Here is an 18747-nt window from a genome sequence, read left to right as displayed (position 1 = left end):
CATCAACCGAAAAAGCAGTAAAAACCGGACTACCGGCTTTACAAGGCGCCTGTTACCATGAAGCCTCTTTCCTTCAGCGAAAACGGCAAGGCGCAGTTGGCCTTGCCGTTTTCAAGTTGCTTTTATGCCGCATGCCTGTGCGGATTGCGGTATTTTGTCAGCAGCTGCGGGGCGGCATTCAAGAGAATCGCCGCAACAGCTGCGCATAAAATCGCATTCCCAATCATCGTGCCGCCGTTCATGATGAGAGAATAGAGAAACGCCGACTGTCCTTTAGGCGCATAGGAACCCCAAAAAATCACGCCGGCTACGAAATGCCAGAAATAGCGGGCAAAACTTCCGGTAAGAACGGAAAGGCATATCCAAAAAGTCATCGTGCCCTTTTTATCGTGACGACAGCTTCTTTCGACAAGCGGCCGGAAAAGCCCGGAAAACCCGATGAACGAAAAAGCGACCGGATATTCCATGATGCCCTGAAGCGGGTTAAGAATATCATTAGCATCACCGGTGACGATCTGCAGCAGGCTCCAAATAAATCCGGAAGCAACACTTGCTTTAAATCCCCAGCGAAAAGCGACCACAAAAATCGGCAGCATGGCAAACGACAGAGAAATCGCGGACGTCACCTTAATGGACGGCAATAAGTCCAACACGAGCGCGAACGCCGCAAAAATAGCCGCTTCAATCATAGCCTGTAAACTTAATTTGCCCATAAAAAAATCCCCCTTTTGGTATGCATGAACATAACGAACCATGGGAGGACAAAAGAAATTCCACATCCCTACGCCGGCATTAACCGGACAGGTTCAAAGGGTCAGAACATGGCGTTCACTCTCAGCTTAACGCTCCCCCTGTGGTTACGTTCATGAAATTGTCACCTTTATGATAAACTTTTTGCCACAACATTTCAACAAAAAATTTAATCTTTTGGCAATAACAGCTCCGGAAAATTGTTTTTCGGCGAATTGACGCGTTCAGATACGGCATACATTTCCATTAGGTCTGCATCATACTGCGAAAGGAGTGGCAACAGCCGGCCCGCCTCAGTGACCGATGTGTCCAGCCATTTTTCTTCATCTTCCCTGCGTAAAATCACCGGCATCCGGTCGTGAATTTTTGCCATCATCCTGTTCGCCTTTGTCGTTAAAATCGTGCAAGTAAAGACCGGATTCCCTTCCTGGTCCATCCATTTTTCCCAAAGCCCGGCCATCGCAAAAATGCCCCTGTTCTTAAGCCTGATCCGCATCGGCTCCCGGGTGCCGTCTTTTCGGTTCCACTCAAAAAAAGAATCGGCCGGAATGAGGCAGCGCCGCCTTTTCACTGCCTCCCGGAAACCCGGTTTCTGAAATACGGTTTCGCTTCTGGCATTGATCATCTTATGCCCGATTTTCGGATCTTTTGCCCAGGAAGGAATCAAGCCCCATTTTAAAAAACCGAGTCTGTACTGCCCATGGGCGCTGATCACGGCAGCCACCATTTGCGAAGGCGCGACATTATAACTTTTGGCATATTCACTGCTTGAAAAAGAAGCTTTGGCATGGAACCTTTCTTCCAATTCATTTACAGATGCCGTTAACGTGTACCTCCCGCACATCCAAATCCCGCCTTTCTTTCTATCCTGAAAATATTGCCCGCTGATTTTCATCCTCTGCCATACCGCGTATGAAGCGGCAAAGATGCCCATTTTTCCCCATTTTACACAAAAAACAGGCAGATAAAAAGGATTTGGCCCAGTTGCACCAAATCCTTTCTCTGTTCCGGAACGCACCGCTTGTTAACCCTGCCCCCGAGCTGGGATGTTTGCAGCAGTTCCCGGTTTTTCTTCTCTTTTTCACATTCCGCTCTTTAGGCCTTGTTTCTTTCAAGAAAATGCCGTTTCCGAAGCAAGGAATCGTTCCGGCAGGGAGCGAGCACGGTTTCCATGCCCTTTTTCACCATCCGCTTTTCGGATAGTAAGGTTAAAAGCCGCACCGTTTACCGGTTTAACGCCGCGTCTTCTTCTTCGATCCGGCGCAGCCGTTCAGCCACTTCTTCCGGTGTAAGGCCGTGTTCTTTTACATATAAGTTATTTGGTACGGTACGGCATTCATGCGAGCAGCTCCGCATATATTTATGTTCATTTTCTTCCGAGCATAAAATTTGCTTGTTGCAGGCCGGGTTGGCGCAGTTGACATAACGTTCGCACGGTTCCCCCGTAAAATAATCCCGGCCGACAACGACATGTTCTTTTCGATTGACCGGAACGGAAATCCGTTCGTCGAATACATACAGTTTGCCGTCCCACAGCTCGCCCTGCACTTCCGGATCCTTTCCGTATGTTACAATCCCGCCGTGCAGTTGGCCGACATCTTCAAACCCTTCTTCCAAAAGCCAGCCCGAAAATTTTTCACAGCGGATGCCGCCTGTGCAATACGTCACAATTCTTTTGCCTTTTAATTGATCTTTATGTTCGCGCACCCATCCCGGCAGTTCGCGGAAAGTGCGGATATCCGGACGCAATGCTCCGCGGAAATGGCCGAGATCATACTCATAATCATTGCGCGCATCCAGTACAACGGTATCTTCAGCCAGCAGCGCCTCGCGAAATTCTTTCGGGGATAAATATTTTCCCGTTTTTTCATTCGGATTGATATCTTTTTCAAGCCGCAGCGTAACAAGTTCCTTGCGCGGGCGGACGTGCATTTTTTTAAACGCATGGCCATCTGCTTCATCTTCTTTAAAGACCATGTCCCGGAACCGGGGATCGGCGTGCATCTTTTCTTTATATTTGGTTGTTTGTTCAACCGTTCCGGAAACGGTGCCATTGATCCCTTCTTTGGCAACGAGGATACGCCCCTTTAAACCGGTCTCTTTGCAGAACTGCAAATGCTCGGCTGCAAAGGCTTCCGGATTTTCAATTTCAACATACTTGTAATACAATAAGACTCTGTACGGCTTTGTTTGTTCCATTATTGATAACCACCTATCCAATTATATTTGCAAGATATAATGCAGGCTTTCAGGTTACACTGTCTCTTACAAACCACAATTTTACCAAAAGCCCGTTTGTATTTCAAAATTTTCACTGTGAAAACAGAAGAAACGAAATGATTTATCAATCCTGTTTGATGCGTTATACTTGTTCAGACAGGAATAAAAGAAAGGTGTTATGCAATGAAATCGCTTGTACTCGCCGAAAAGCCGAGCGTCGGGCGCGAACTTGCGCGCGTCCTCGGCTGCACGGAAAATAAAAAACGTTATATTGAGGGGCCGCGCTATATCGTGACATGGGCGCTCGGCCATTTGATCGAACTGAAAATGCCGGAAGATTATCATCCGAAATATAAAGAATGGCGTATGGAAGACCTGCCGATTCTTCCGGATAAAATGGAAATTAAAACAATCCGGCAGACCTATCCGCAATATAAAGCGATCGAACAGCTTGGCAAAAGAAGCGACATCAAAGACTGCATTATCGCAACCGATGCCGGGCGCGAAGGCGAACTTGTCGCACGCTGGATTCTGGAAAAAATGCGCTGGAAAAAACCGGTGAAACGGTTATGGATTTCTTCCCAGACCGATAAAGCGATTAAAGACGGATTCAAACAGTTAAAACCGGCAAAGCAGTATGACAATCTGTACCACTCCGCCGTTTGCCGCAGCGAAGCAGACTGGCTGATCGGATTGAACGTCTCCCGTGCTTTAACCGTGAAATACAACGATCCGCTCTCCGCCGGGCGCGTGCAGACGCCGACATTGGCGATGGTGCTCGAGCGCGAACGGGAAATCCAGTCTTTTGTGCCGAAAAAATACTGGACCATTGAAGCGCTCGCCGGAAAACTCGAAGTATCGTATGACCAGCATGGCGAAAAACGGATATTTGACGAGCAAAAAGCAAATGCCATACATGCGGCTTTATCCGGGCAGACTGCCGTCGTGACAGAGGTGATCCGCAAACAGAAGCAAGAGCAGCAGCCGCTCCCTTACGATTTGACGGAACTGCAACGCGATGCCAACCACCGTTTTGGTTTTACAGCAAAAAAAACATTGAACGTGCTGCAAAACTTATATGAACAGCATAAACTCGTTACCTACCCGCGCACCGATTCGAAATATTTGACGAAAGATATGGAAAATACGATGTACGACCGGCTGCTTGCGGTGAAAGATGCATACAAAGAAGAAGTTCAGCCGGTCCTTTCCCGGAAAGGTAAAATACTGGCCAAACGTGTCATCAATGATGCGAAGGTGACGGACCACCATGCGATTATTCCAACAGATGAACGCCCGGCCTTATCAGATTTGTCTGCCGATGAACGGAAAATCTATGATCTGATCGTAAAACGGTTCCTTGCGCTATTCTATCTGGTTTATGAATATGAAACCGTCCAATTTAAACTTCAAGCAGGCGGAAAAACCATGACCGGGCGGACAATGGCCGTGAAAAATGCCGGTTTTACCGCTGTTTTGCACCATGAACAGGAGCGGGAAAATACGACGCTGCTTTCGATCAAAGAAGGAAAAAAATTTAAGCTGGAACAAATCCGGCTCAGCCAGCATTTAACCGAAGCACCGAAACGGTATTCCGAAGCGGATATTCTTTCGAGAATGGAAAAATACGGACTCGGGACGCCGGCAACACGCGCCGATATCATTGAACGGCTCGTCTCCTCCGAAACGATCAGCCGTGAGTCCGGCCGCCTTGTGCCGACCCCGAAAGGCAAGCAACTGATCGACCTTGTCAATGACGAGCTAAAATCGCCGGAACTCACCGCCAAATGGGAAGAACAGCTTGAAGCAATTGCCCGCGGAAAAGGCAACCCGAAGCAGTTTTTGGAAACCATCCGCCGGGAAACCGTACGCCTCGTCCGTGAAATCCGGACGAGTGACAAAAAATACCGCGCCCACAATTTAACGGGAACAAAATGCCCGGAATGCGGTTCCCTTATGAAAGAAGTAAACGGAAAAGACGGGAAAAAGCTTGTCTGTTCAAACCGGGAATGCCGGTTTACAAAGCGGAAAAGCCCGAAACTATCAAATAGGCGCTGCCCGACCTGCCATAAAAAGATGGAGATTCATCACGGCAAATCCGGCGTCTATTTCCAGTGCCGCCACTGCAATATTGTCCAAAAAGCAGACGAAAAGAAAAAAACTTTGTCAAAACATGAAGAAAAGAAATTGCTGCAAAAATACACAAAGAAAGAGGAAAGTTTCGGCAACAGCCTGGCAGATGCTTTAAAAGCCGCCTTGGAAAAAGAATAGATTGGATATTTGAAAAGCCCGGCCGAGCCGGGCTTTTTTTATAAACATTTTCGCGGTCAATACGGGCAATTTGGGCCCCTAAAAGCGCGCCCTTCCCCATGATTCAAAACGGCCGGGAAAAATTTAAACAACATGGAAATGCATATTCATTCACTTTTTAACTTTCTTATAATATAATTACTCAACTTTCGCAGACTGAAACAGGTAGGTATACCTTGATATAATTCGGCAGACCCGCAATCCATTGTTGTAGTTGACTTTTGATCAGTTGTTGAATTTTCTTATTACTTTTATCCAGAGTATCTTCAAGAATCTCGACTAACTGCTGCAATGCAACAGCCCAATCAAGGTCATCTATTTCATCACATAATTCATAAAACATGCCACCTAATGTTCTGTCATCTACACTGCAACGGTTTTGCCATGACAAGACAATATACCTTGCAAACACAATGGTCGTGTGGCTGATAAGCGCGTCATATGAACGACTCTGGAATTCCTTTTGTAGTTTTAATAGGGACTTTGTTGTTTTGAAGAAAACCTCAATATCCCAACGCATCCCGTAAATACGGATGATTTCCTGGTCACTCAGTGTACAGTCTGTACTCAAAATCGCCAACCAGTCGCTTTTCTTGTTGCGGTTGCGAACAAAGACAACTTTAATTGGCACGCCATTGGCCTGCGTTGTATGGATGGAACGCAAGATTCCTTTCTTTCCACTAGTCGGTTTAGCTAGACGATACAATTCATCTAGGCTAACACGCTTACCATCGACAAAATAGCGTTGTTTTAATTTTTTGACCATACCAATTACGTCAAGACCTTGTTCTGTAATCTCCTTGATGAGAGGTTGTTGGGTGAACCACGAATCCATTAGAACATAGGAAGCATCGATACCAGAATTCATCGCCCGGGCAATCATGCCAGGAATCTGTTCTGGTGCCGTTTGTAATGCTTCTTTTCGGCGCTTATAACCGGAGCTGCGTTTATCGATATTTTCGGATATGCCGTTGATCTGGCTCTTTTTCGAACTCAATAATGAGAAGTCAACGGGTAGGAATGTTGCGCCATCAGACCATCCTAATGTCAACATGCGGAATCCTTTGTAAAAACGCATTTTTTGAGATGCATGATCAAAGCAGCGAGCCAGAAGCTCAACGTGTTTGCTTCGGTTCCGGTCATAAGATGAATCATCTAAAATCAATACTTTCGGACGGTCATGACGTGTCAATTTCGAAACTTTTCCAATCACTGAGGCAACCAGTGAAAGGAGGAAACGACGCCAGTTGAACGTTGATTGGTTGAGAAACCGATAAACGGTATCTTTGGCTGGAATGTCTGTAGCTTTCTTACTTTCCAACATCCTGAACCAGTTTTTGTTTTCAAAGATCATACAAAAAATCAATTGAAAAATGTAGGCACAAGAAAAACCAAAGGACTTCGTAATACCGGCGATTCGCAAGTGTTTCAACATATTCAACTCTTTAAATGTTGATTTTATTTCATTTGGTAGTTGATTATTCAGGCTGTTTTTCGCTATCATAGTAGGAGACACCTCTTCTATTTGGTAGTGATTTTCGATAAATCAACTATACCAAAAGTAGAGGTGTTTTTTCATATATTAATTTTACTGTCAAGTGCTGTATCTGAGACGTAATAGACATTAGCCAGCACTGAATTTATTATGATTTTCTAGGTGCGAAAGTTGAGTAATTATATTATAGATATTTATACCGCTTTTTCTCATCTGTTTGATCGGGAGCGTCCTTCATTGTAAATATTTTTTCGTTCTCCGGTTCAGGGAAAAATCCTTGGCTTTGGAAAACCCCGCTCTTAAAGGAACGGCTTATGTATGCGTAAAATGTACATTTTTTCACAAAAACATTTGGAAAGGGGATAAAATATGGAAGAAACGGCAAAAACATATGCCCAATTCAGGCAGAAGAAAAATAAGTGGGCGGTACTTGGCCAGCGTTTTATCTTTGTCAGCCTCGGCGCGATGATTATGGGGGTTGCCCTCGAGCTGTTCCTTGTCCCGAACCAGATTCTGGACGGCGGCATCACCGGCATCTCGATTATCCTTTCCCACCTTGCCGGCTGGAAACTGGGGCCAGTTATTTTCATCTTAAATCTCCCATTCTTTTATATCGGGTACAAGCAAATCGGGAAAACTTTTGCCTTGACCACCCTTTACGGCATCTCCATCATGTCGGTGACAACCATCCTGCTGACCCCTGTAAAAGTGTTTACGGATGATTTGCTGCTGTGTACGGTTTTTGGCGGTATTATCCTTGGCATCGGCGTCGGCCTTGTCATCCGCTGGGGTGGCTGCCTTGACGGAACAGAAGCGCTTGCCATTCTATTAAACAAAAAGCTTCCTTTCTCTGTCGGTGAAATCATACTCGGTCTCAATCTCTTCATTTTTACCTGTGCCGGCTTTGTGTTCAGCTGGAAATATGCTATGTATTCGGTCATTACCTATTTTATCGCCACAAAAGCAATCGACGTGGTTGTACAGGGGCTGGATGAATCCAAATCGGTATGGATCATCAGCGACGAGATGTATGACATCGGTGATGCGATCATGGCCCGCCTCGGCCGCGGGGTAACCTATCTAAACGGGGAAGGCGCTTATACCGGAGACAATAAAAAAGTCATTTTCTGCGTCATCACCCGCCTTGAGGAAGCAAAATTGAAATCGATTGTAGAAGAATTTGACAAAAGCGCCTTTATCGCGGTTGGAAACATATCAGAAGTGCGCGGCGGCAGATTTAAGAAGAAAGACATTCACTAACAGCGTAACTGAGGACTGTCCATCCGGGCAGTCCCGTTTTATATGCGCGTAAAAATTTTTCCATTTTCATGCTGCCCGGGCATACTCCCCCTCGTATGTGTAAAATTTTACTCGAAGGGGCAAATGAGTGGAAAAAAATGGGAAGACGCTCTATCATCTAATTGTACACTTCAAGATGAACATCTAGAGAGAGAGGTCTTCCCATGGATATTATATCAATAATTGCTGGATTATTAAAGGATACAAAGAGTCTTATCGAATTTGAAGAACAGCTTAAACTTCTGATGCAGAAGGCTTTTACACAATGGGTTGGGGATGTATTTGAGGAGTTAGATAAAACAATTAAACAAAAGAAGTTGGAGGAAGGCTGGGAGTACTGCCGTAGTGATAACAGAAGCGTTCAGTTTCTATTTGGAAGTGTGACTTTTAAACGTTCATTAATGCGTGATAAGAGAGGGAACTCACATTATCCCTTGGATGAATGCTTGGGGCTGGTACCCCACCGGAGATATAGCCCGTTAGTGGAATTAAAGGTGGCAGAGTTGGCAAGTGAGAACACCTATCGGGAGGTGGCGAATATTTTAAAAGAATGGACAGCCGTGAGTCTTAGTCATACAACTGTAGGGGAAATGGTGAAACGCGTAGGAAAAACGCAGGTGGAAGCCGACAAGGCCCTTGTAGAAGAGATGGAAATAGCTGCTTCACTGCCTGATGGGAAGAAGGTAGACTACCTGTTTTCCGAAGCAGATGGCGTATTCATCCGGGGACTGGAAAAGAAACAGGGTATGGAAGTCCGCCATGCCATTCTCTATGAAGGTTGGGAAACCAATGGAAAAAGGGTCTCCCTGCGTCAGCCCACAGTCATCATGACGACGGAAGACATTCAGACATTTTGGGATGAAGTCCAAGCCACAGCTGCCAACACCTATTCCCTCGAAAAAGCGCAAGTCATTACAAACAGTGATGGAGGTGCTGGGTACACAGCTGAACGGTTTCAAACAGCATTCTCACAGTCGGAATTTCCGGTGCTCAACCAGCTGGATACCTACCACGTTGCACAAGCCATCATAAGGACATTTGGGGGCGGAAAGAGCGAGATCAAGGAGCAAATTAGAAAAGCGATTAGAACGCATAACCTGGACCAATTCACGTTATATTTGGATACGCACGAAAGCACCTTGACGGATAAAAAGGCTCTCAAGAAAATCAAGGAATTCCGTTCGTATATCTTGAAAAACTGGGACCGCATTTTTGACTGGAGGGACAGGGTGAAAAACGTGCCGGAAGGTGCGAGAGGCCTAGGAGCGATGGAATCGAACCAAAGGCATATCTCCTTCAGGATGAAAAAAAGGGGCATGCATTGGAGTGAACTTGGCGCAGAAGCCATGGTGAAAATCAAACAAGGCATGCTCAATGGGACATTGAGAGAAGCCTATCTGAAACACCGTTCAAGAAGCGAGAGAAAGCAACGGAACTTGAAACAATCCATCAGGATGTCTCAACTACTCAAGCAGCCTGTACGCCCGTCAGTGGGCGTAAAGCACGGATCAGTTGCCCTGCATTCAAGCAGTTCATCGGCAATGGGACATTTAAGCAAAATATTAGAGCTTTCGTTTTAAGCCTGGCTCAGTGGGGACTGATCGTTGAGGCGCGCGAAATTTACGAGACTCCTGCGGGAAAAGCGAGCCAGGAGAGACCCCGCAGCGAGGTACGAGCGAGGAGGCTCGCCGGCCGCCCGCGGAAAGCGAGTGAATTTCGCGCGCCTCAACATCCCCGTTATCCATCTTTATACGGAAATATTACATCTTTTCCGAAAATTACACCGAGCAAGTAAAGCACGGTAGCCGAAAGTGTACAAAAAGAGTGTCTTGGAATACCCGATATTTAAACCTTGTCGAGAAAAACTTGACACATACCTCCCCCTCCCTTAAATTAGGATTCTTTCGCAGTGTATGGTAAAATGATGATTACGATTGTAAAACAGACAAAATTAAAGTATACTTTGTACTGATCTCTTTAAAGTGAGTGAATAGCTTTGATTCAAAACATCATCGATTTTGTAAATGACCCGGCCGTCTGCACGCTGTCATTTTACGTACTGGCAGCAGGTTTTCTTTATTTGAGCCGGTTTGTGATCAGGCCGGCAGCGTTTGTTGAAGCAAGGCCTGCCGCCGTCATGCAGGATTTTACTGTACACACCCGCCCGGCTGCGGAATGCCGGTGCAATTTCTTTACGATTTGGATTTTAAGTTGCGTCAGAATACGGACATATCCTTCTGAAGATCCTGATTCGGAACCGGATTTAAGACCGGTCAGAAAGGACAGGATTTGTGCAATATACTAAAGGAGGATATTTCATGAAAAGATTTTTCAGTTTTACATTGGTTTTAAGCAGTTTGCTGTTCGTTTTAAGCGCATGTTCAAATTCAACAAACAGCACGCACAGCGTTGGATTTTTCCATCATTATTTTGTTTCCCCGTTTTCAGTTGTCATTAAAGCAACGGCCCAGCTGCTTCATGGTGATTACGGGATTGCCATTATTGTTTTGACGTTAATCATCCGGCTGATTCTCATGCCTTTTATGCTGCATACATTCAAAAAACAGCAAATCATGCAGGATAAAATGAAAGTTTTGAAGCCGGAAATGGATAAGCTGCAGACAAAAATCAAAGCGGCCAAAACGAAAGAAGAACAGGCAAAGCTGCAGCAGGAAATGATGGGGTTGTATCAAAAACACGGCGTTAACCCGCTGAATATGGGCTGCCTGCCGATTATCATCCAAATGCCGATTTTAATGGGGTTTTATTATGCGATCCGCGGCTCGAAAGAAATCGCCACCCACTCCTTTTTATGGTTTAATCTCGGACAAACAGATATTCCGATGGCCATTCTCGCTGGTGTCATTTATTTTATCCAAGCCCAAATTTCACTGATCGGTATTCCTGAGGAACAGAAGAAACAAATGAAATATATGATGCTCATGTCGCCGATCATGATCCTTTTTGTTTCTTTTTCAGCTCCGGCGGTTCTGCCGCTGTACTGGACAGTGAGCGGGCTCTTTATGATCGGACAAACACTGATTCAGAAAAAATTTTATCAGTCCCATCCGCCGAAGGAAGAATCCAATTCATAATTGTATCTGATCATCAAAATATAAAAAAGCGGCGGGTCACAGTTGATGTGTTCCCGCCGCTTTTATGTTGTTTACAGCCCCGGGTTTCCGGGGATTTTTTATACAGGTTTACTTCTGTTCAGTAACTGCCTCGTTTTCCTCCGGCAAGTTCTCATTTTGCTCCATTTCCTGATGCGGTTCTTCCGTATTTGCTGTATCATTCACAAATTCGTACAACCCACGGTCCGGTTTGCGGATACGCGGATCGAGTTTTTCGACGGATTTCATGAAAGAGGTCATATTAGCGATTTTATAGCCGGTTTTTTCTTCGATCATCCGCTGCAGTTCAGCCCCTCTGATCGGTTCCGAAACGTTTTTTAGTATTTGGATAGCCTCTTCTCTCATCTTGCCCGACCTGCCCTTTTTTGACGACCGCGATTTCCGCACCTTTCTTTCATTCGTAAGGGCTTCGCCGCCTGAGGTTTCCGGCGAGACGGACGCAAGTGCATTAAAAGATACATATTCCGGTTTGCCGGATGCTTTTACCTGCTGGCCTTCATTTTCATCCAGCTCCCTTAATCTTTTAAAAATATTTTCCCGTTCTTTTTGGAATTCCTGTATAACCCGAATCTCAGCGTCTTCCAGCTGCTCCAGGCGGATTTTTAGTGCCATTCTCTCATTCATTGTCAATTTTATCCCTCGTTTCTTAAAATATATGTATATATAGATTATAATATGAAACTAGTAAAATAAAAAGATAAAATAATTATTTTTTATTAGAAAATTAGTAGCGAATAATTATTCATAAAGGGGTATGTCGAATTTTTGCGATTTTCCGCAGATTATGTTCAAATTATTCGAATGATTTCTATTGCGTCTATTTTTGATATTTAGTAGAATATGGATGTAAGCGCTGACAGGCTGGCGCACAAAGCAAGTATATAAGGAGGCTTGTCTCCTTGAAATTAACATAAATGGAGGGGTTGGAATGGAACAATTAACCGTGCAGTTGGATGAAAGGGTTCAGCATTTCCTTCAGGGCAAAAAGAAAATGTTCATCAACGGGCAATTTGTTGAAAGTGCATCCGGAAAAACATTTGATACGCCGAATCCGGCTACCGGCGAAACGCTGGCTACGATCTATGAAGGGGATAAACAAGATATCGACCGTGCCGTACAAGCAGCCAGAAAAGCATTTGACGAAGGCCCGTGGCCGCGGATGAACCCTGCCGATAGAAGCCGGTTAATGTATAAATTGGCGGATCTGATGGAAGAGCACCGGGAAGCGCTGGCGCAGCTCGAAACGCTCGACAACGGGAAACCGATCCGTGAAACGGCAAATGCCGATATTCCGCTTGCCATCGAACATATGCGGTATTATGCCGGCTGGACAACGAAAATCACCGGCCAGACCATTCCCGTAAACGGCCCTTACTTTAACTATACCCGCCATGAACCGGTCGGGGTTGTCGGGCAAATTATCCCTTGGAACTTCCCTCTTTTAATGGCAATGTGGAAAATGGGTGCCGCGCTTGCGACCGGCTGCACGATTATCTTAAAACCGGCTGAACAAACGCCGCTTTCCGCCCTTTACTTGGCGCAGCTGGTAAGCGAGGCTGGCTTCCCGGACGGCGTTGTCAATATTGTGCCAGGCTTTGGGGAAACTGCCGGAGCCGCCCTTGTCGACCACCCGCTTGTAGATAAAATTGCCTTTACCGGTTCTACTGAAGTCGGAAAACTGATTATGGCCAATGCCTCGAAAACGTTAAAACGGGTGACGCTCGAACTTGGCGGAAAATCCCCGAATATTATTTTGCCAGATGCCGACTTGTCGAAAGCGATTCCTGGCGCCTTAAACGGTGTCATGTTCAACCAGGGGCAAGTATGCTGTGCCGGTTCGCGCGTGTTCATTCAAAAGAAACATTTTGATAATGTCATTGCCGATATGGCCTCCCACGCCCAGTCGATTAAGCAGGGCTTCGGGCTCAATAAAGATACGGAAATGGGGCCGCTTGTTTCAGATGAGCAGCAAGCGCGCGTTTTGAATTACATTGAAAAAGGACTCGATGAAGGAGCGGAAATTGTAACAGGCGGGAAAAAACCGCGTGAAGAAGGCTTCTTTGTTGAACCGACGATTTTTGCAGATGTCCGTGATGAGATGACGATCGCCAAAGAGGAAATTTTCGGTCCTGTTATTGCGGCCATGCCATATGAATCCCTTGATGAAGTAATCAGCCGCGCCAACAGCAGCGAGTACGGGCTTGCGGCAGGGGTTTGGACGGAAAATGTGGCCAATGCGCACTATATTGCAAACCGTCTCCGTGCGGGCACAGTTTGGGTCAACTGCTACAATGTGTTTGATGCCGCTTCCCCGTTTGGCGGTTATAAACAATCCGGCATTGGACGTGAAATGGGTTCTTACGCACTCCAAAACTATACGGAAGTCAAAAGCGTCTGGATTGCCAACCCTTAAAGGGCACCAAAAAGAAAAGCATCGGCAAAACCGATGCTTTTCTTTCATACTATTAAGATTCCAGCAGCAAATCTTCAGGGTTTTCAATTAATGTCTTCACCGTTTTCAAGAAACCGACAGCATCCTTTCCGTCAATGACGCGGTGGTCATAGGAAAGCGCCACGTACATCATCGGGCGGATCTCAATTCGGTCTCCATCGACTGCAACCGGGCGTTTTTGTATGGTGTGCATGCCGAGGATACCAACCTGTGTCCCGTTGATAATCGGTGTCGAGAACAACGAGCCGAAGACACCGCCGTTTGTAATCGTAAAGGTTCCCCCCTGCAGATCGCTTAATGCAAGTTTATTATCGCGTGCTTTTTGGGCAAATGCAGCAATATCCGCTTCAATTTCCGCGAACGATTTCCGGTCGCAATCCCGGACAACCGGTACGACAAGCCCTTCTTCTGTGGATACTGCAATGCCGATATCATAATATTTTTTCAGCAGCAGCTCATTGCCCTGAATCTCCGCATTAACATACGGATATTTCTTCAATCCCGCAACCACGGCTTTTGTAAAGAACGACATAAAACCGAGACGGATGTCATGATCTTTAACGAACTGTTCTTTTTTCCGCTTTCTTAAATCCATGACAGCTGTCATATCAATTTCGTTGAATGTCGTCAGCATCGCCGTTGTCTGTGTCACTTCAACGAGCCGTTTTGCGATCGTCTGGCGGCGGCGTGACATGCGGATTCTTTCAATCGGTTTGCCGGCTTCTTCCGGCACAACTTTTCCAGCTGCAGGTTTTTCCGGTGCTGCCGGCGCTTTTGCCGCAGCTTGCGGATTGAAAGTTTCCACATCTTGTTTCCTTACCCTGCCAAGCGGATCCACTGCCGGCACTTGCGATAAGTCAATGCCTTTTTCGCGTGCCAGTTTGCGGGCAGCCGGAGAAGCAATCGGGCGGCTTTCGCTTTCTTCCTGAGCCGGCTTTTGTTGTTCCGGAGCAGACGCTTGTGTTTGCGCCGGCTTTTGCTGTTCCGCAGCAAAAGCTTGTGTTTGTGCCGGCGCCTCTGCTTGTGCCGGTTGTGGTGCTTCCGCTTCTTTTTGCGGCGCGGATGGCGTTGCACTGTTTTCCCCTGTTCCTTCGCCGACAATTGCAATGACATCGCCAACTTGTACTGTGTCCCCTTCTTCAAAAAGGAGGGACTGGACGACACCCTCTTCTTCCGAAATGACTTCTACATTTACTTTATCTGTCTCAAGTTCTACAATATATTCACCTTTGTCCACATGGTCCCCCGGATGTTTCAACCATTGTGCAATGGTTCCTTCCGTGATGGATTCTGCCAGTTCAGGCACTTTAATTTCAGCCACAACACTTGTCCTCCCTTAAAAGTATCACTTTTTTTATATCAAAGCCTCCTCCTTCATCTTCCGAGCAGCGCGGCATGTGCGGGCTGCAGGATGAAGCGGGCAAAGCAGCGGTTATTTTGCGCATATTGAAGCCCCCGCCCCTTTGGAAGGAGCGGGCCGCCGTTTAAGGGCGGGTAATGGCTTCAGTCAGAATTCTGTTTTGTTCCTTTTTATGGACGACCGGGTCGCCTTCCGACGGGCTTGATCTTCTCGGCCGGCCGATGTACCGGATTTCCGCTCCCTGAGGCGCCAGCTTTCTTAAATACGCTTCAACGAAAGACCAGGAACCCATATTTTTCGGCTCCTCTTGCATCCATACAATTTCTTTCGCGTTTTTAAAGCGCGCGAACATTTCCTTTAATTCCTGTTCAGGGAAAGGATAAATTTGCTCAACCCTTACCGTATGCAGCCAGCTGGTATTTTCCGCACTGTTCAGCTTTTCTTCCAAGTCTACAGCCACTTTCCCGCTGCAAAGCAGGATTCTTTCGACTGCATCCGTATTTTTCGTACCCGGGCCTTCCAGCACGGTGTGGAATTTTCCGTCCGTCAGTACAGACGGCTCTACAGATGCCAGCGGGTGGCGAAGCAGGCTTTTTGGCGTCATGAGAATGAGCGGGCGGATTTCTTCTTTTGCCAGCCATTTTGCCTGCCTTCTTAAAATATGGAAGTATTGGCCGGCTGTCGAAACATTTGCCACTGTCCAGTTGTTTTCCGCTGCCAGTTGCAGGAAGCGTTCCACCCTGCCGCTTGAATGTTCCGGACCCTGTCCTTCGTATCCGTGCGGCAGCATCATGACAAGCCCTGATTTTTGCCCCCATTTTGCCCTGCCAGATGAAATGAACTGGTCAAACATCACTTGCGCCATGTTTGCAAAATCGCCGAACTGGGCTTCCCAAATGACGAGCGTATCTGGCGAAAAGACGTTATAGCCGTATTCAAAGCCAACGACGCCAGCTTCAGTCAGCGGACTGTTATAAATGGCAAATGAAGTTTGAACGCCGGACAGATGATGGTGCGGAATGTATTCTTCCCCCGTCTGTTCGTCGTGCAGGACGAGATTGCGCTGAGCGAACGTGCCGCGCTGTGTATCCTGGCCGGTAAACCGGATCGGCACGCCATCTTTTAAAATGGCTGCAAACGCGAGCGCTTCCGCATGGGCCCAGTCAATTTTTCCCTTGCCGTCAAAGACGTGTTCGCGGCGTTTCAAAATCCGCGCCAGTTTTTTAAAGACATGGAAGTTTTCAGGCCAGGCGAGCAATTCAGCGTTCCAAGCCCGCAGTTCCTGTTCCGGCACCCCTGTTTCCATGCTCAAATAACCTTTTTTCACATTTTCAGGGGGTTCCATGGCCGTATCGGGTTCCGCTTCGCCGTCCGGCACTTTTTCGTAAGCCGCCTGCAGTTTTTTCTGGACGGCTTCATCGATGGTTTTGACCTCTTCGGCTGTCAGGACGCCTTCTTTTGCAAGCTGTTCACCGTAAATGGCCCTGACCGTCGGATGATTGTGCACTGCATGGTACATTACCGGGTTGGTTACCATCGGTTCATCCATTTCGTTATGGCCATAGCGACGATAGCCGACTAGGTCGATCACAAAATCTTTATGGAATTTTTCGCGGTAAGCATACGCAAACAGCGCCGCCTGTACGCATGCTTCCGGATCATCCGCATTCACATGGAGGATCGGCACTTCATAACCTTTTGCCGGATCGGAAGCATATTTCGTTGACCGCGAGTCATACGTTTCGGTCGTAAACCCGATATTGTTATTGGCGATGATATGGATCGTCCCGCCTGTCCCGTATCCGTTCAGTTTGCTCATGTTCAGCGTTTCTGCGACAATGCCCTGCCCCGCAAATGCGGCATCCCCGTGGACAAGAATCGCAAAGGCGCGGTCCGGATCGCGGTCCGGATAGCCCGTTTTGTTCCGGTTATCCTGCGCGGCGCGTGTATACCCTTCGACAACAGGATCGGCAACTTCCAAATGGCTCGGATTGTTGGCAAGTACGATGCGCGCGCCGATCGGTCCGCCGTTTTGCCCTTTTCTGTCCGCACCGAGATGGTATTTAACGTCGCCGGTCCATCCGTACGTAATGCCGATCGATCCTTCGGAAGGGATTAAATCTTTATTGGAAGCATGCTTGAATTCTGCAAAAATGAGCTCATACGGTTTTTCAAGAATATGGGCAAGCACATTGAGGCGGCCTCTGTGCGCCATGCCGATATTAACGGTTTTCACACCTGTTTTTACCGCTTCAATAATCATTTGTTCCATCAGCGGAACGAGCGCATCAAGCCCTTCAATGGAAAAACGCTTTTGCCCGACAAATGTCCGGTGGATAAATTTTTCAAATCCTTCCACATCGGAAAGGCGTTTTAAAATGCCGATTTTCTGTTCCCGGCTGAGTTCGCGGAAAAAGCTGCCCGATTCAACAGTCCGTTGCAGCCAGTGCTTTTCTTCCATGTCGTGAATATGGTCAAACTCAAAGGCAACTTTTTGGGTGTACACTTCTTTTAAATAATTGATGGCATCAAGCCCGTTTTTGACCCTTTTAGGTGCATCCGGGCAAATAAAGGATGCCGGCACTTTTTTCAAATCTTCTTCGGTTAAATCAAATTCTCCCAGTTCAATTCTTCTGACATCCCCAACAGGTTTTTGGAGCGGGTTGATATCCGCTGCGAGATGGCCAAAAGTCCGGATATTGTCCGCCAATTTGACGGCAGCGACCATTTTGCTGAAAATCGTCGGGTTTGCCGGCAATTGGAAAGAAATATCCGCCTGCCCCTGTGTCGGGCTCCCGCCTTCGGAAACAGCGGGCGCGCCCCACTGGTCAAATACTTTTCTCGCCTCTTCGTCGATGCTCTCCGGATCTTCCAGGTATTGTTCATATAAATCCATGACATACCCAAGATTAGGCCCGGAAAAACTTTCCCAAAATCCCTTTGGTGTAGTTGCATTCATTTTGAAAAACCTCCAGCCCTTCGTCCCTTATTCACTTTCGTATGATTTCGTCTGGCGGATACCAAAACGGAACCATGAAATTATGTAACGATAAAGAATTTTGAAAGCTGTAACGCTTACAAACTCAATTTTAGCACTGTAAGCGTAATAGATAAAGTTAAAAACTCTTATTTTTAAAAATTTGCATGAATAGTGATTCATTCTGTTTTTTTCCCGGAAAGTGATGCTGCATTTGCCTCACCTGATTGTTCAAAACCGCATATTTTATTATATCCCCGTTGCAGAAAGGAGCAGAAAAATGTTCCCATGGAAAACGTTTCCGTTCACCGAAGAGATCTTCAAGATGATGAATATGCCGTTTCCGCCTGTACAGGAACATATCAACCAAGCCCTTTCTCAATGGGACGAATGGGGCGCCGCGTTCAAAAAGGGGGACGGGGCCGATGATCCGGCTCCCTCTTCCCCGGATACGGGCGCCCCGTCTATAGAAATATTTGAAACACTGGATTTTATTTTTATCCGCGTCCCTATCCAGGAGGAAAGCATGCTCACAGGCTTAAAAATCTTCCACACTTCCCTTCAAGTCATGTTAAAATCATTTCCAAAACCGGACTCGGAACAGGTGATACGGCTGCCTTCCCCGGTACGCAGGAAAGGGACGACCGCAAAATACCGGGATGGCATCCTGGAAATCCGGCTCCTGAAAAAAAGCGAACATGAAATGACAGAAGTCGGCATTGATTTTTAACGGCTCTGCCTTCTCGATAA

At 46.7% G+C, this 18747-nt stretch carries 14 protein-coding genes and 1 riboswitch; of the genes, 7 read left to right on the top strand and 7 right to left on the bottom strand.

Going from position 1 to position 18747, the window contains the following annotated elements; translation table 11 throughout:
• Positions 1-122: 122 nt before the first annotated feature.
• From thiT to OF158_RS07590, 3 genes are all read right to left on the bottom strand, one after another.
• Positions 123-713: an energy-coupled thiamine transporter ThiT gene (thiT, locus tag OF158_RS07600; RefSeq protein ID WP_017550810.1), complete on the bottom strand. Its 591-nt coding sequence runs from the start codon at positions 711-713 to the stop codon at positions 123-125.
• 48 nt (positions 714-761) lie between these two features.
• Positions 762-862, bottom strand: a riboswitch (TPP riboswitch).
• A 57-nt stretch (positions 863-919) separates the two neighbouring features.
• Positions 920-1594: an SOS response-associated peptidase gene (locus tag OF158_RS07595; protein ID WP_014098424.1), complete on the bottom strand. Its 675-nt coding sequence runs from the start codon at positions 1592-1594 to the stop codon at positions 920-922.
• A 380-nt stretch (positions 1595-1974) separates the two neighbouring features.
• A complete protein-coding gene (locus OF158_RS07590) occupies positions 1975-2949 on the bottom strand; it encodes an oxygen-dependent tRNA uridine(34) hydroxylase TrhO (protein WP_014098425.1) in 975 nt (324 codons plus the stop codon).
• A gap of 204 nt (positions 2950-3153) precedes the next feature.
• Here OF158_RS07590 and OF158_RS07585 point away from each other — a divergent pair, with 204 nt between their 5' ends.
• Positions 3154-5241 (top strand): DNA topoisomerase III, encoded by a 2088-nt coding sequence (locus OF158_RS07585; protein WP_035185010.1) that lies wholly within the window; start codon positions 3154-3156, stop codon positions 5239-5241.
• A gap of 181 nt (positions 5242-5422) precedes the next feature.
• Here OF158_RS07585 and OF158_RS07580 read toward each other — a convergent pair whose 3' ends face one another.
• Positions 5423-6784 (bottom strand): IS4 family transposase, encoded by a 1362-nt coding sequence (locus OF158_RS07580; RefSeq protein ID WP_043052472.1) that lies wholly within the window; start codon positions 6782-6784, stop codon positions 5423-5425.
• Between the two features lie 360 nt (positions 6785-7144).
• Here OF158_RS07580 and OF158_RS07575 point away from each other — a divergent pair, with 360 nt between their 5' ends.
• The 4 genes from OF158_RS07575 to yidC all read left to right on the top strand — a co-directional run bounded on the left by OF158_RS07575 (position 7145) and on the right by yidC (position 11169).
• Complete coding sequence (locus tag OF158_RS07575; RefSeq protein WP_014098427.1) at positions 7145-8035, top strand: YitT family protein; 891 nt, start codon at positions 7145-7147, stop codon at positions 8033-8035.
• A 203-nt stretch (positions 8036-8238) separates the two neighbouring features.
• Positions 8239-9654 (top strand): ISLre2 family transposase, encoded by a 1416-nt coding sequence (locus OF158_RS07570; protein ID WP_014095747.1) that lies wholly within the window; start codon positions 8239-8241, stop codon positions 9652-9654.
• Between the two features lie 416 nt (positions 9655-10070).
• Entirely contained in the window at positions 10071-10379 is a 309-nt protein-coding gene (locus tag OF158_RS07565; protein WP_014098428.1) for a hypothetical protein, read from the top strand.
• A 13-nt stretch (positions 10380-10392) separates the two neighbouring features.
• Positions 10393-11169 carry a membrane protein insertase YidC gene (yidC, locus tag OF158_RS07560; protein ID WP_035185020.1) on the top strand — a complete coding sequence of 259 codons (777 nt, stop codon included), beginning with the start codon at positions 10393-10395 and terminating at the stop codon, positions 11167-11169.
• Between the two features lie 108 nt (positions 11170-11277).
• Here the strand turns inward: yidC and OF158_RS07555 are convergent, their stop codons facing one another.
• Complete coding sequence (locus OF158_RS07555; protein ID WP_225620986.1) at positions 11278-11832, bottom strand: Rok-like winged helix domain-containing protein; 555 nt, start codon at positions 11830-11832, stop codon at positions 11278-11280.
• 304 nt (positions 11833-12136) lie between these two features.
• Here OF158_RS07555 and OF158_RS07550 point away from each other — a divergent pair, with 304 nt between their 5' ends.
• Positions 12137-13621, top strand: a complete 1485-nt coding sequence (locus OF158_RS07550) for an aldehyde dehydrogenase family protein (RefSeq protein ID WP_017550804.1) — start codon at positions 12137-12139, stop codon at positions 13619-13621.
• A gap of 52 nt (positions 13622-13673) precedes the next feature.
• Here OF158_RS07550 and odhB read toward each other — a convergent pair whose 3' ends face one another.
• On the bottom strand, positions 13674-14981 hold the full coding sequence (gene odhB / locus OF158_RS07545) for a 2-oxoglutarate dehydrogenase complex dihydrolipoyllysine-residue succinyltransferase (protein WP_026683484.1): 1308 nt from the start codon (positions 14979-14981) through the stop codon (positions 13674-13676).
• A gap of 163 nt (positions 14982-15144) precedes the next feature.
• Positions 15145-17979: a 2-oxoglutarate dehydrogenase E1 component gene (locus OF158_RS07540; RefSeq protein ID WP_035185023.1), complete on the bottom strand. Its 2835-nt coding sequence runs from the start codon at positions 17977-17979 to the stop codon at positions 15145-15147.
• A gap of 298 nt (positions 17980-18277) precedes the next feature.
• On the opposite strand from OF158_RS07540, the gene OF158_RS07535 reads away from it, so the two are divergent.
• A complete protein-coding gene (locus OF158_RS07535) occupies positions 18278-18727 on the top strand; it encodes a hypothetical protein (RefSeq protein ID WP_017550800.1) in 450 nt (149 codons plus the stop codon).
• Positions 18728-18747: the final 20 nt, after the last annotated feature.

This window comes from Weizmannia sp. WK01 (assembly GCF_025905465.1).
GTDB lineage: Bacteria > Bacillota > Bacilli > Bacillales > Bacillaceae_C > Weizmannia > Weizmannia faecalis.
Note: the sequence above shows the minus strand (reverse complement) of the source record. Positions and strands in the feature narration are given on the sequence as shown.

Excerpts from the sequence above, each read along its gene's own strand:
- thiT (WP_017550810.1), bottom strand. The coding sequence starts at position 713 with ATGGGCAAATTAAGTTTACAGGCTATGATTGAAGCGGCTATTTTTGCG.
- OF158_RS07595 (WP_014098424.1), bottom strand. The coding sequence starts at position 1,594 with ATGTGCGGGAGGTACACGTTAACGGCATCTGTAAATGAATTGGAAGAA.
- OF158_RS07590 (WP_014098425.1), bottom strand. The coding sequence starts at position 2,949 with ATGGAACAAACAAAGCCGTACAGAGTCTTATTGTATTACAAGTATGTT.
- OF158_RS07585 (WP_035185010.1), top strand. The coding sequence starts at position 3,154 with ATGAAATCGCTTGTACTCGCCGAAAAGCCGAGCGTCGGGCGCGAACTT.
- OF158_RS07580 (WP_043052472.1), bottom strand. The coding sequence starts at position 6,784 with ATGATAGCGAAAAACAGCCTGAATAATCAACTACCAAATGAAATAAAA.
- OF158_RS07575 (WP_014098427.1), top strand. The coding sequence starts at position 7,145 with ATGGAAGAAACGGCAAAAACATATGCCCAATTCAGGCAGAAGAAAAAT.
- OF158_RS07570 (WP_014095747.1), top strand. The coding sequence starts at position 8,239 with ATGGATATTATATCAATAATTGCTGGATTATTAAAGGATACAAAGAGT.
- yidC (WP_035185020.1), top strand. The coding sequence starts at position 10,393 with ATGAAAAGATTTTTCAGTTTTACATTGGTTTTAAGCAGTTTGCTGTTC.
- OF158_RS07555 (WP_225620986.1), bottom strand. The coding sequence starts at position 11,832 with ATGAATGAGAGAATGGCACTAAAAATCCGCCTGGAGCAGCTGGAAGAC.
- OF158_RS07550 (WP_017550804.1), top strand. The coding sequence starts at position 12,137 with ATGGAACAATTAACCGTGCAGTTGGATGAAAGGGTTCAGCATTTCCTT.
- OF158_RS07540 (WP_035185023.1), bottom strand. The coding sequence starts at position 17,979 with ATGAATGCAACTACACCAAAGGGATTTTGGGAAAGTTTTTCCGGGCCT.
- OF158_RS07535 (WP_017550800.1), top strand. The coding sequence starts at position 18,278 with ATGTTCCCATGGAAAACGTTTCCGTTCACCGAAGAGATCTTCAAGATG.